Below are 13,475 nucleotides of genomic sequence, written 5' to 3'. Positions count from 1 at the left end.
GTTTCGTCGGCGGCGAGGATTCTCTATAATGACGCGCGTTTTCCCCTGTTGCGCCCAATGAAGCGTCTTATCCGTCGCTTCGAAGACGAGAGAACTTTGATTATGGAAATTCTGCGTGGTTCGCCCGCTTTATCGGCTTTTCGCATTACCAAACTGCTGTCCCGCTGCCAGGACGCTCACCTGCCCGTCAGTGATATCTACGCCGAGTACGTCCACTTTGCCGATGTTAGCGCACCGCTCAGTGCCGAAGAACACGCCAAACTTCAACGGCTGCTCAAGTACGGTCCTTCTCTCGCCGAACACGCTCCCGAAGGCCGGTTGCTGCTGGTTACGCCGCGTCCGGGCACCATTTCTCCCTGGTCTTCCAAAGCCACCGACATCGCCCACAACTGCGGTTTGCAACAGGTGCTGCGGTTGGAACGCGGCCTGGCGTTCTACGTCAATGCGCCCGAGCTGACGGAAACCCAGTGGCGCCAGCTTGCCGCGCTGCTGCACGATCGCATGATGGAAACCGTCTTCAGCGAGCTGCAACAGGCCGAACAGCTGTTCGCGCACCATCAGCCGGCGCCGTATCAGTCGATCGACGTGCTGGGCGCAGGGCGCACTGCGCTGGAGCAGGCTAATGTCCGGCTCGGCCTGGCGCTGGCGCAGGACGAGATCGACTACCTGCTGAATGCCTTTACCGATTTGGGGCGCAACCCGACGGATATCGAACTTTATATGTTCGCGCAGGCCAACTCAGAGCACTGCCGCCACAAGATTTTCAACGCCGATTGGATCATCGACGGCGAACAGCAGCCTAAATCGCTGTTCAAAATGATCAAGAACACCTATGAGCAGACGCCGGACTACGTGCTGTCGGCGTATAAAGACAACGCCGCGGTGATGGAAGGCTCGCAGGTCGGCCGCTTCTTCGCTGCGCCGGACAACGGCAAGTACGATTACCATCAGGAAGAAGCGCACATCCTGATGAAGGTGGAAACCCACAACCACCCGACGGCGATCTCGCCGTGGCCGGGCGCCGCGACCGGCTCCGGCGGTGAGATCCGCGACGAGGGGGCTACCGGCCGCGGCGCCAAGCCGAAGGCCGGCCTGGTGGGCTTCTCGGTGTCCAACCTGCGCATTCCCGGCTTTGAACAGCCGTGGGAGCAGGATTTCGGCAAGCCGGAACGTATCGTCACCGCGCTGGATATTATGACCGAAGGCCCGCTGGGCGGCGCGGCGTTCAACAACGAATTCGGTCGTCCTGCGCTGCTGGGCTACTTCCGTACCTATGAAGAGCGCGTCAACAGCCACAACGGCGTCGAGCTGCGCGGCTACCACAAACCGATCATGCTGGCGGGCGGCATCGGCAACATCCGCGCCGATCACGTGCAGAAAGGGGAAATCACCGTCGGCGCCAAGCTGGTGGTGCTGGGCGGCCCGGCGATGAATATCGGCCTGGGCGGCGGCGCGGCCTCGTCGATGGCGTCAGGCCAGTCCGATGCCGATCTGGACTTCGCTTCGGTGCAGCGCGACAACCCGGAAATGGAGCGCCGCTGTCAGGAAGTGATCGACCGCTGTTGGCAGTTGGGCGACCAGAACCCGATCCTGTTTATCCATGACGTCGGCGCCGGCGGCCTGTCCAACGCCATGCCGGAGCTGGTAAGCGACGGCGGCCGCGGCGGCCGCTTCGAGCTGCGCGATATCCTCAACGACGAGCCGGGCATGAGCCCGCTGGAAGTGTGGTGCAACGAATCGCAGGAACGTTACGTGATGGCGATCGCCCCGGCGCAGATGGCGCAGTTCGACGAGATCTGCCGCCGCGAGCGCGCACCTTATGCGGTGATCGGCGAAGCGACCGAAGAACAGCACCTGACGCTGAACGACCGCCACTTCGACAACCAGCCGATCGACATGCCGCTGGACGTGCTGCTCGGCAAGACGCCGAAAATGACCCGCGACGTTACCCGCCTGCAGGCGCATGGCGAGGCGGTGCAGCGTGAGAACATCACGCTGGCCGACGCGGTGAAACGCGTGCTGCATCTGCCGGCCGTTGCGGAGAAAACCTTCCTGATCACCATCGGCGATCGCACCGTTACCGGCATGGTGGCGCGTGACCAGATGGTCGGCCCGTGGCAGATCCCGGTTGCCGACTGCGCGGTCACCACCGCCAGCCTGGACAGCTACTACGGCGAAGCGATGTCGCTCGGCGAACGTGCGCCGGTGGCGCTGCTGGACTTCGCCGCTTCCGGTCGCCTGGCGGTCGGGGAAGCGCTGACCAACCTGGCCGCCACCGAGATAGGCAGCCTGAAGCGCGTGAAGCTGTCCGCCAACTGGATGGCCGCCGCCGGCCACCCGGGTGAAGACGCCGGCCTGTACGAAGCGGTGAAAGCGGTGGGCGAAGAGCTGTGCCCGGCGCTGGGCATCACCATCCCGGTGGGCAAAGACTCCATGTCGATGAAAACCCGCTGGCAGGAAGGCAACGAACAGCGCGAAATGACGTCGCCGCTGTCGCTGGTCATCACCGCCTTCGCCCGCGTGGAGGACGTGCGCCACACCGTGACGCCGCAGCTGCGCACCGATAAGGGCGACAGCGCGCTGCTGTTGATCGACCTGGGCAACGGCCATAACGCGCTGGGTGCCACCGCGCTGGCGCAGGTTTATCGCCAACTGGGCGACAAACCGGCCGACGTGCGCAACGTTGCGCAGCTGGCGGGCTTCTTCAACGCCATGCAGCAGCTGGTGGCCGATCAAGCGCTGCTGGCTTACCACGACCGCGCCGACGGCGGCCTGCTGGTGACGCTGGCGGAGATGGCCTTCGCCGGTCACTGCGGCGTGGACGTCAATCTCGACGGCCTCGGCGACGATGCGCTGGCGGTGCTGTTCAACGAAGAGCTGGGCGCGGTGATCCAGGTGAGCGCCGAACGTCTCGACGACGTGAAGCAGGCGTTTGCTCAGCACGGACTGACCGACAACGTGCATCACATCGGCAGCGTGCAGGCCGGCGATCGTTTCGTCATCACCCAACACGGCAAGGCGCTGTACAGCGAAAGCCGCAATACGCTGCGCACCTGGTGGGCGGAAACCACCTGGCAGATGCAGCGCCTGCGCGACAACCCGGCGTGCGCCGATCAGGAGCATCAGGCCAAGCAGGATGAACAAGATCCCGGCCTGAACGTGAAGTTGACCTTTGCACCGGAGGAAGACATCGCCGCGCCGTACATCGCCAAGGGCGCTCGCCCGAAAGTGGCGGTGCTGCGCGAGCAGGGGGTGAACTCCCACGTTGAAATGGCGGCGGCGTTCCATCGCGCCGGCTTTGACGCGGTGGACGTGCACATGAGCGATCTGCTGGCGGGGCGCCGCGATCTGCAGGACTTCCATACGCTGGTGGCCTGCGGCGGTTTCTCTTACGGCGACGTCCTGGGCGCCGGCGAAGGTTGGGCGAAGTCTATTCTGTTCAACGAGCGGGTGCGCGACGAGTTCGAAGCATTCTTCCTCCGTCCGCAGACGCTGGCGCTGGGCGTGTGCAACGGTTGTCAGATGATGTCCAACCTGCGCGAGCTGATCCCGGGCGCAGAACACTGGCCGCGCTTTGTGCGCAACCTGTCGGATCGTTTCGAGGCGCGCTTCAGCCTGGTGGAAGTGGCGGCCAGCCCGTCGCTGTTCCTGCAAGGCATGGCCGGTTCGCGTATGCCGATCGCCGTTTCCCACGGTGAAGGGCATGTCGAAGTGCGCGATGCGGCGCATCTGGCGGCGCTGGAAAGCCACGGTTTGGTGGCGCTGCGTTTCGTCAACAACGCCGGTCAGGTGACGGAAGCTTACCCGGCTAACCCGAACGGTTCGCCGAACGGCATTACCGCCGTGACCAGCGCCAGCGGGCGTGCCACGGTGATGATGCCGCACCCGGAACGCGTGTTCCGCACGGTCAGCAACTCCTGGCACCCGGAAGAGTGGGGCGAGGACAGCCCGTGGATGCGCATGTTCCGCAACGCCCGTAAGCAACTGGGCTAAAAACGGCCACCACCGTACAGAGGGCGCAAGCAATTGCGCCCTTTTTTATGGCCGGCGCTCGGCGATTGGCGGCAGTGTCTGCATTTTGCGACAGGCGCTATTTTCTCTGTCGCTAAATGGAGACATTTAACTGTTTGATTTTATTGGTGGTAATCGGGTTTGGCTTTAATTGTCTGCATTTGGCGACAGCACGGCGTTTTTTTCATCGCTCATCAGTGTGTAATGGGTGAGGTAATTTGCTGGTGTAATTTTATTTTTAAATAAAATCAACAAGTTGCAATTTATATTGCAAAGTTGGCACGCAACGTGCATCATTCTCGGCGGCTGCTCATTCACCTTTTTATGACGGCGCCGTAATTAGACGGCAAATCGCCTCATAAGCCTCCGAATGATGCCAAAGAAATGGTGCCTATCGTCCAACCAAACCGATAACAGACCGTGCAAGCGGCTTTATCAAGCATCGGGCGACACGTGGAGTGAGGCACCGCCTGTATCCTACTGTGATGAAGGGTTCATCAATCCTGGATACTTACGGATGCTATTCGTCCTGTTCGATGCCAGCCGCTGCGCTACATCACCCTGGGGACGAGGTTCAAGGGCATCCACACTTTCCTTGCGTTGGGGCAAGTTTCTTGCCCCGATGTCATTTCTCAACGCTGCGCTTATCCCTGTTTCGTTGCCTATGCCCTCGAACGCAGATGCTATCCCCACACTCACGTTTTCGCACCGGTTTATTTTACCGGGGCCGTATGCCGTCGACAGGCCAGGCCTATGGGCGCGGTTCACCGATCCCGTAGCTTTTCCCTTACGCATTCAGGATTCTCCCTTGCCGGGCTTTTCTCTTTCCGGCGAGTCAGTTAGCATCGTGACAGAGCTGAGAGAATGAGATGATTTCGTTGAAAAGATGGCGTTTATTCCCCCGTTCGCTGCGACAATTGGTGCTGCTGGCCTTCCTGTTGGTGCTGCTGCCGCTGTTGGTGCTGGCCTATCAGGCCTACCAGAGTCTGGATCACCTCAGCGCGCAGGCGGCGGACATCAACCGCACCACGCTGGTGGACGCGCGGCGCAGCGAGGCGATGACCAGCGTGGCGTTGGAAATGGAGCGCAGCTATCGTCAGTACTGCGTGCTGGTTGATCCTACGCTGCAAAAACTGTATCAGAACCAGCGCAAGCAGTATTCGCAGATGCTGGACGCCCACGCGCCGATTCTGCCGGACGAGCGTTACTACCAAACGCTACGCCAGTTGCTGACCCAACTGGCGGCGATCAAATGCCATAACAGCGGGCCGGACCAAGAGGCTTCCGCCTTGCTCGAGTCGTTCTCCCGTTCCAATGCAGAAATGGTGCAGGCCACGCGCGCGGTGGTGTTCTCGCGCGGTCAGCAGCTGCAACAGGCCATCGCCGAACGGGGCCAGTTCTTCGGCTGGCAGGCGCTGCTGCTGTTCCTGGTCAGCGTGCTGCTGGTGGTGCTGTTTACCCGCATGATCATCGGGCCGGTCAAGGCCGTGGAGCGGATGATCAACCGTCTGGGGGAAGGGCGCGCGCTGGGCAGCACCGCATCGTTCAAAGGGCCGCGCGAGCTGCGTTCGCTGGCGCAGCGCATCATCTGGCTGAGCGAGCGGCTGGCGTGGCTGGAGTCGCAGCGCCACGAGTTCCTGCGCCATATTTCGCACGAGCTGAAAACGCCGCTGGCCAGCATGCGTGAAGGCACCGAACTGCTGGCCGACGAGGTAGCGGGGCCGCTGACGTCCGATCAGAAAGAGGTGGTGGCGATCCTCGACAACAGCAGCCGTCATCTGCAGCAGCTGATCGAACAGCTGTTGGATTACAACCGCAAACTGGCCGATGGCCCGGCGGAACACGAGAACGTCGAGCTGCGCGAAATGGTCGATTTGGTGGTCGCCGCGCACAGTTTGCCGGCGCGGGCGAAGATGATTTCCACCGAAATTACGCTGGAGGCGGAAATCTGCTGGGCAGAGCCTACGCTATTAATGCGCGTGCTGGATAATCTCTACTCCAATGCGGTGCACTACGGCAAGGAATCCGGTAACATTTGGATCCGCAGCCGTCAGGTTGGACAACGGGTGCAAATCGACGTCGCCAATACCGGCACGCCGATCCCCGAGGCTGAAAGAGCCATGATTTTCGAGCCTTTTTTCCAGGGTAGTCACCAGCGAAAAGGGGCGGTAAAAGGAAGCGGACTGGGGTTGAGCATCGCTCAGGACTGTATCCGTCGCATGCGCGGTGAGCTGCAACTGGCGACGGTCGCCGGTGCAGACGTCTGCTTCCGCATTGAACTGCCGTTAACCGCCGAGAATGAATAAATAATGTACACATGGTCTAAACGCCTTCGTCTTGCACAGACCGAACGTTCACCGCGTGCCCCGCACAGAGCGCCGCTCGGCAAACGCCCGATCAGCTGGTTGGGCGCCGTCTTCTTTATGCCGCTGTTGCTGGCAGGCTGCGTCGATCGCGCCGTCAGCGGCGGCCTGAACCCTCAGCAGCAAGAGGCGATCCCGGATGCCAAGGTGATCGATTACCGTACCGCGGCTTGCGATACCCTGTGGCAGTTGGACGACAAGGACGCGGTGGATAACGCGCTCTACTGGCTGCGCGCGATGGACTGCGCCGACCGTATCGGCTCGACCCAGGCGCGCGCGCTGGCGAAAACGGTGCCTGGCGACAGCTGGTCCGGCGTTTTCAAACAGAGCATCCTGCTGGGCAGCGCACAGCCGACCTCCGGCGAACGCCGCCAGATCATCGACAGAATCAACAGTTACCGGATGGAATTCCCGGGTTCACTGCGTCCGCTGACGCAGCTGTGGCGCCAGCAGCAGATGCTGCAGATCACGCTGTTCGATGAGAAAGCGCGCTATCAGCATCTGCAGGAGAGCAGCGACAGCCAGATCGATTCGCTGCGCCAGAACCAGGCGCGTTTGCAATCGCAGCTGCAGGACACCTCGCGCAAGCTGGAAAATCTGACCGACATCGAGCGCCAGCTCTCTTCGCGCAAGCAGCTGCAAGGGGAAATCCCGGACAACGGGGCAGGCTCGCAAAAGGGCGAAGCCGCCGGTAAAAGCGGCGCGGCCGCCAAAGGGGCTGAGCCGCAGGACGAACCGGAAAAGGGCACCGCGCTGCCGGTTGAACCGGAAGACACCTATACGCCGCCCCCTGCCAATAAGGAGTCCCACGCGCAATGACCGCACGCAAACCGGCCAATCTACTTTTGGTTGACGATGATCCCAGCCTGCTGAAGCTGCTGGGCATGCGTCTGACCAGCGAAGGTTTTCACGTCACCACCGCCGAAAGCGGCCAGGAAGCGCTGCGCCTGCTGGCGCGCGAACAGATCGATCTGGTGATCAGCGATCTGCGTATGGACGAGATGGACGGCATGGCGCTGTTCGCCGAGATCCAAAAACATCAGCCGGGCATGCCGGTAATCATTCTCACCGCGCACGGTTCGATTCCCGATGCGGTGGCCGCTACCCAGCAGGGGGTGTTCAGCTTCCTCACCAAACCGGTGGATCGCGATGCGCTGTACAAGGCCATCGACGAGGCGCTCGCGCTGTCGGCCACCCCGGCCGGCGACGAGGCCTGGCGCGAAGACATCGTCACCCGCAGCCCGCTGATGCTGCGCCTGCTGGAGCAGGTGAAAATGGTGGCGCAGTCCGACGTCAGCGTCTTAATCAACGGCCAGAGCGGCACCGGCAAAGAGGTGGTGGCGCAGGCTATTCACGCGGCCAGCCCGCGCGCCGGCAAGGCATTCATCGCCATCAACTGCGGCGCGCTGCCGGAGCAGCTGCTGGAGTCCGAACTGTTCGGCCATGCCAAGGGCGCCTTTACCGGCGCGGTCAGCAGCCGCGAAGGGCTGTTCCAGGCGGCAGCGGGCGGCACGCTGTTCCTCGACGAGATCGGCGATATGCCGCTGTCGCTGCAGGTGAAGTTGCTGCGCGTGCTGCAGGAGCGCAAGGTGCGGCCGCTGGGCAGCAACCGCGATCTGGACATTGACGTGCGCATCATCTCCGCCACCCACCGCGATCTGCAAAAGGCGATGGCGAAGAACGAGTTCCGCGAGGATCTCTACTATCGCCTCAACGTGGTGAACCTGAAGATCCCGGCGCTCAACGAACGCGCCGAAGATATTCCGCTGCTGGCCAACCACCTGTTGCGCGAGGCGGCTCAGCGGCACAAGCCGTTCGTGCGCAGCTTCTCGACCGACGCCATGAAGCGGCTGATGACCGCCAGCTGGCCGGGCAACGTGCGTCAGTTGGTCAACGTCATCGAGCAGTGCGTGGCGCTGACCTCGGCGCCGGTGATCAGCGAAGCGCTGGTGGAGCAGGCGCTGGAAGGGGAAAACACCGCGCTGCCGACCTTCGCCGAAGCGCGCAACCAGTTTGAATTGCACTACCTGCGCAAGCTGCTGCAGATCACCAAGGGCAACGTGACCCAGGCCGCGCGCATGGCGGGCCGCAACCGCACCGAGTTTTACAAATTGCTGTCGCGCCACGAACTGGACGCCAACGATTTTAAAGAATGACAGTTTGCCGCCGGCGCCTGCCACGCAGGTTCTCAACAAATCCGGCGGAATGATTTACACTCCGTTCTCTTTGCCGCGGCGCGCCCCGGCGTAGAGCACCATGGAACGTATTAAGCGGGATCGTACACAAATGAGCAGATCACTTTCCATCGCCCTGGCCCAGCTGAACCTGCTGGTCGGCGACATTGAAGGCAACACCGAACGCATGTTGCAAATCGTGCAGGAGCAGCAGAAGGCGGGAGCCGATCTGGTCATGTTCAGCGAACTGGCGCTGTCCGGCTACCCGCCGGAAGATCTGCTGTATCGCAATGACTTCTATCAGCGCTGCGACGCGCAGCTGCTGCGCCTGCAGCAGGCCTCCGCCGAGACGGCGATCCTGGTCGGCCACCCGTGGCGCGAAGGCGACAAGCTGTATAACGCGCTGTCGCTGTTTGCCGAAGGCCGCCTGCTGACCCGCTACTTCAAGCAGCAGCTGCCGAACTACGGCGTGTTCGATGAGAAGCGCTATTTCCACGCCGGCAACGACACCTGCGTGGTGGAGCTGAAAGGCTACCGTCTGGGTCTGCTGATTTGCGAAGATCTGTGGTTCCCGGAGCCGATCGACGCCGCCAAGGCGGCGGGCGCGGAAATTATCCTGTCGATCAACGCCTCGCCGTATAACCGCGAAAAGCCGTATATCCGCAAAACGCTGATGGCCGGCCACTGCCAGCGCACCCAGCTGCCGCTGGTGTACCTCAATCAGGTCGGCGGCCAGGATGAGCTGATCTTCGACGGCTGCTCCAAGGTATTCGACGCCGCCGGCACCCTGACTCACCGTCTGGCGGCCTTCGACGAGCAGGTGACTCGTTTGGAATTCAACGAGCTGGCCGTGGTGCCGATGGCCGATCCGGCCGCTGAGCTGCCGCAGCTGGCGCAGGTGTACCAGGCGCTGGTGTTGGCGGTACGCGACTACGTGACCAAAAACGGCTTTAAAGGCGCGGTGCTGGGCCTGTCCGGCGGCATCGACTCGGCGCTGACGCTGGCGATCGCCGTGGATGCGCTGGGCAAAGACAAGGTGCAGGCGCTGATGATGCCGTTCCGCTATACCGCGGATATCAGCATCGCCGACGCCAAGGAAGAGGCGGAAATCCTCGGCGTGGAGTTCGATATTGTCTCCATCGAACCGATGTTCGACGCCTTTATGGGCCAGCTGTCGCCGATGTTCGCCGGCACCGAGCGCGACACCACCGAAGAAAACCTGCAGGCGCGTTGCCGTGGGGTGGTGCTGATGGCGCTGTCTAACAAACGCCGCAGCATCGTGCTGACCACCGGCAACAAGAGCGAAATGGCGGTGGGTTACGCCACGCTGTACGGCGATATGGCCGGCGGTTTCGACGTGCTGAAGGACGTGCCGAAAACGCTGGTGTTCAAGCTGTCCGAATACCGTAACACCGTTTCCTACGTGATCCCGCAGCGGGTGATCGATCGTCCGCCGTCCGCCGAGCTGGCGCCGGATCAGGTCGATCAGGACAGCCTGCCGCCGTACGATATCCTGGACGCGATCCTGGAAGGCTACGTTGAGCGCGACAAGTCGGTTGCCGATCTGGTGGCCGAAGGGTTCGACGAAGCGATCGTGCGCAAGGTGATCCGCCTGGTGGACATTAACGAATACAAGCGGCGTCAGGCCGCCGTCGGGCCGCGTATCACCGCCCGTAACTTCGGCAAAGACCGCCGCTACCCCATCACATCCGGTTTTGGCCGCAAAAATTGGTAAAAGGAAAGAAGATGAAAAAGATCGACGCGATTATCAAGCCGTTCAAACTGGATGACGTCCGCGAAGCGCTGGCCGAAGTGGGCATCACCGGTATGACGGTCACCGAAGTGAAAGGTTTCGGCCGCCAGAAGGGCCACACCGAGCTGTACCGCGGTGCCGAGTACATGGTCGACTTTCTGCCTAAGGTGAAGATCGAGATCGTGGTTGCCGACGATATCGTCGACACCTGCGTGGAAACCATCATGCAGACCGCGCAGACCGGCAAGATCGGCGACGGCAAAATCTTCGTCTTCGACGTGGCGCGCGTGGTGCGTATCCGTACCGGCGAGCAGGACGAAGAAGCGATCTGATCCTCCGCAGGATCATCGGCCATCAGGGCGCAGCGTGCTGCGCCCTTGTCATTTCTGCTCCCCGCGCATCATGCTTCTTCGCCTCGCCGTTTCCCTCTTTTTGCTCGTCGGCATTCTAAAAAAGCGAACGCTATCGCGTTTTTGATACTTTTCCCGATCGCTTTTCTCGCGGGATCTACAATCAATCTAACTATCTTGATTGAGGTGATCCCCAATGAATTTCAAGTTGCGGCTAGGCGGCAAGGGCGTGCATCCCCAGGAGCTTACTCAAGTAAGTGACTGGGGTAAGCGCACGCAGACAACAACGCAGCGGCTTGAAAGGCGATGGGGATGATGACGTTACGCCAAATCCGCCACTTTATCGCGGTGGCGGAAACCGGGTCGATCTCCGCCGGCGCCCAGGCGGTGTTTGTCTCCCAGTCTTCGCTGACGCTGGCGATCCAGCAGTTGGAAACCGAGATCGGCGTGCGGCTGTTCGATCGCCACGCCAAGGGCATGACGCTGACCCATCAGGGGCATCAGTTCCTGCGCCAGTCGTATCTGATCCTGGCGACGGTGGACAACGCCAAGCGCAGCCTGCAGATCGGCACCGAAAGCCTGACCGGCAAGCTGACCGTCGGCGTCACCAGCCTGGTGGCCGGCTACTTCCTGGTGGAGCTGCTCACGCGCTTTAAATCGGCCTATCCCAACGTCACCGTGCAGGTGGTTGAAGACGAGCGCCCGTATATCGAGCATCTGCTGGTCAGCGGCGAGATCGACATCGGCGTGCTGATCCTGTCTAACATCGAAGACCGCGACGCGCTGCAGACCGAGGTGCTGATGCACTCGCCGTATCGCCTGTGGCTGCCGCCGCTGCACCCGCTGCTGGAGCACGAGAGCATCAGCCTGGCGGACGTGGCCAAACAGCCGCTGATCCAGCTCAACGCCGATGAAATGGACGTGCACGCGCGGCGCATCTGGTCGCGCGCCGGGCTGAAGCCGGAGATCGCCATGAAGACCGCCTCGACCGAGGCGGTGCGCAGCCTGGTGGCGGCGGGGATGGGGGTCTCCATCCAGCCGGACATGGCGTACCGCGCCTGGTCGCTCGAGGGCAACATGATCGAGGCGCGCAAGCTGGACGATCTGCTGGAGCCGCTGGATATCGGGCTGGCGTGGCGGCGCGGCAGTGCGCGGCCGGAGCTGGTGACGCCGTTCCTTACCATCGCGCGCGAGAACGGCAGCAAACACGCCGCCGGGCTTAAGCATTCGATTTAATCGAACGCGGCGTTCAGTATTTAGAATTTGTTGCCCGCCAGAGGCTCGCTTAGGCTGATTAAAACTAACTTATTCACATTTGGTTAACGTTTTTGTCACTTAGGGGCGTCAGGCGATGGCAGATGTGCAGGTTCTCTCAGGTTTGTCCTGTCAGCAGTTCATTAACGGTCAGCTTATCGACGGCGAAGGCCAGCAGGAGTGCATCGTCAATCCGGCCAACGGCGAGACGCTGATCGCCCTGACCGAAGCCTCTTCGGCGCAGGTCGGCGGCGCGGTGAAAGCCGCGCAGCAGGCGTTCGGCCACTGGTCGCGCACCACGCCGGCCCAGCGCGCCGCTCTGTTGCTGCGTATCGCCGACGCCATCGAGCGGCAGGCGCCGCAGCTGGCGCAGCTGGAAGCCCTCAACTGCGGTAAACCACTGCATCAGGCGCTCAATGACGATCTGCCGGCGGCGGTCGACGTGTTCCGCTTCTTCGCCGGCGCGGTGCGCACGCAGCAAGGGCAGCTGGCCGGCGAGTATGTGCCGGGCCACACCTCGATGATCCGCCGCGATCCGATCGGCGTGGTGGCCTCGATCGCCCCCTGGAACTATCCGTTGATGATGGCGGCGTGGAAGATCGCGCCGGCGTTGGCGGCGGGCAATACCGTGGTGTTTAAACCCTCCGAACATACGCCGCTGACTATTCTGGCGCTGGTGCCGGCGCTGCAGGAGATCCTGCCGCCGGGCGTGCTGAATATCGTCTACGGCGGCGGGGAAGGGGTCGGCAGCCAGCTGGTAGGGCACCCGCAGGTGCGGCTGGTGTCGGTCACCGGCGATATCGTCACCGGGCAAAAAATTCTTCAGGCGGCGGCCAAAAGCGTCAAGCGCACCCATCTGGAACTGGGGGGCAAGGCGCCGGTAATCGTCTGCGACGACGCCGATCTCGACGAGGTGGTCAACGGCATCCGCACCTACGGCTATTACAACGCCGGCCAGGACTGCACCGCCGCCTGCCGCATCTACGCGCAGGCGGGTATCTATCCCAAGCTGGTGGACGCGCTGGGCGAGGCGGTCGCCAGCCTGCGCTTCGCCCGCAAGCGCGATCAGGACAACGAGATCGGCCCGTTGATAAGTAGCCGCCAGCGCGATCGCGTCGCCAGCTTCGTCGAGCGGGCGCTCAGCCAACCGCATATCGAATTGATCACCGGCGCCGCGGCCCACTCCGGGCCGGGATTCTATTACCAGCCGACCCTGCTGGCGGGCTGCCTGCAAAGCGACGAAATCGTGCAGCGCGAGGTGTTTGGCCCGGTGGTCAGCATCACGCGCTTCGAGCACCTGGAACAGGCGGTGGCGTGGGCCAACGACTCGGAATACGGCCTGGCTTCGTCGGTGTGGACGCAAAATATCGATCGGGCGCTGCACATTGCCGCCCATCTGCAGTACGGCAGCACCTGGATCAACACCCATTTCACCTTGGCGAGCGAGATGCCGCACGGCGGCCTGAAACGCTCCGGCTACGGTAAGGATCTGTCCAGCGATTCGCTGCAGGATTACAGCGTTGTCAGGCACGTAATGGCGAAGTTCAAAGCCAGCTTCTAGCGGTTCTAT

General features: G+C 62.1%; 8 protein-coding genes. All 8 read left to right on the top strand.

From position 1 onward, the window contains the following. The first annotated feature begins 99 nt into the window (after positions 1-99). The 8 genes from purL to ACUTSC_RS20025 all read left to right on the top strand — a co-directional run bounded on the left by purL (position 100) and on the right by ACUTSC_RS20025 (position 13,466). Positions 100-3,993 (top strand): phosphoribosylformylglycinamidine synthase, encoded by a 3,894-nt coding sequence (gene purL, locus ACUTSC_RS20060; protein ID WP_445653530.1) that lies wholly within the window; start codon positions 100-102, stop codon positions 3,991-3,993. Between the two features lie 887 nt (positions 3,994-4,880). Then, a complete protein-coding gene (locus ACUTSC_RS20055) occupies positions 4,881-6,317 on the top strand; it encodes a sensor histidine kinase (RefSeq protein ID WP_107227801.1) in 1,437 nt (478 codons plus the stop codon). 3 nt (positions 6,318-6,320) lie between these two features. Continuing rightward, the gene (gene qseG / locus ACUTSC_RS20050) at positions 6,321-7,193 is read left to right on the top strand and encodes a two-component system QseEF-associated lipoprotein QseG (protein WP_445653518.1); all 873 of its coding nucleotides are present in this window, start codon (positions 6,321-6,323) and stop codon (positions 7,191-7,193) included. Further along, positions 7,190-8,530 carry a two-component system response regulator GlrR gene (glrR, locus tag ACUTSC_RS20045; RefSeq protein WP_025303931.1) on the top strand — a complete coding sequence of 447 codons (1,341 nt, stop codon included), beginning with the start codon at positions 7,190-7,192 and terminating at the stop codon, positions 8,528-8,530. The genes qseG and glrR overlap by 4 nt, the downstream gene beginning before the upstream one ends. A 130-nt stretch (positions 8,531-8,660) precedes the next feature. Next, positions 8,661-10,283: an NAD+ synthase gene (locus ACUTSC_RS20040; RefSeq protein WP_154030234.1), complete on the top strand. Its 1,623-nt coding sequence runs from the start codon at positions 8,661-8,663 to the stop codon at positions 10,281-10,283. A gap of 11 nt (positions 10,284-10,294) precedes the next feature. After that, positions 10,295-10,633 carry a nitrogen regulatory protein P-II gene (gene glnB, locus ACUTSC_RS20035; protein WP_004847623.1) on the top strand — a complete coding sequence of 113 codons (339 nt, stop codon included), beginning with the start codon at positions 10,295-10,297 and terminating at the stop codon, positions 10,631-10,633. 330 nt (positions 10,634-10,963) lie between these two features. Next, entirely contained in the window at positions 10,964-11,887 is a 924-nt protein-coding gene (locus ACUTSC_RS20030) for a LysR substrate-binding domain-containing protein (RefSeq protein ID WP_038874511.1), read from the top strand. 115 nt (positions 11,888-12,002) lie between these two features. Then, positions 12,003-13,466 carry a gamma-aminobutyraldehyde dehydrogenase gene (locus ACUTSC_RS20025; RefSeq protein WP_443002960.1) on the top strand — a complete coding sequence of 488 codons (1,464 nt, stop codon included), beginning with the start codon at positions 12,003-12,005 and terminating at the stop codon, positions 13,464-13,466. Positions 13,467-13,475 lie beyond the last annotated feature (9 nt).

The organism is Serratia sp. TSA_105.2 (assembly GCF_052692115.1).
The sequence above is the reverse complement of the archived record's forward strand: the minus strand, read 5'-3'. Positions and strand labels throughout refer to the sequence as shown.

Excerpts from the sequence above, each read along its gene's own strand:
- ACUTSC_RS20055 (WP_107227801.1), top strand. The coding sequence starts at position 4,881 with ATGATTTCGTTGAAAAGATGGCGTTTATTCCCCCGTTCGCTGCGACAA.
- qseG (WP_445653518.1), top strand. The coding sequence starts at position 6,321 with ATGTACACATGGTCTAAACGCCTTCGTCTTGCACAGACCGAACGTTCA.
- glrR (WP_025303931.1), top strand. The coding sequence starts at position 7,190 with ATGACCGCACGCAAACCGGCCAATCTACTTTTGGTTGACGATGATCCC.
- ACUTSC_RS20040 (WP_154030234.1), top strand. The coding sequence starts at position 8,661 with ATGAGCAGATCACTTTCCATCGCCCTGGCCCAGCTGAACCTGCTGGTC.
- glnB (WP_004847623.1), top strand. The coding sequence starts at position 10,295 with ATGAAAAAGATCGACGCGATTATCAAGCCGTTCAAACTGGATGACGTC.
- ACUTSC_RS20030 (WP_038874511.1), top strand. The coding sequence starts at position 10,964 with ATGATGACGTTACGCCAAATCCGCCACTTTATCGCGGTGGCGGAAACC.
- ACUTSC_RS20025 (WP_443002960.1), top strand. The coding sequence starts at position 12,003 with ATGGCAGATGTGCAGGTTCTCTCAGGTTTGTCCTGTCAGCAGTTCATT.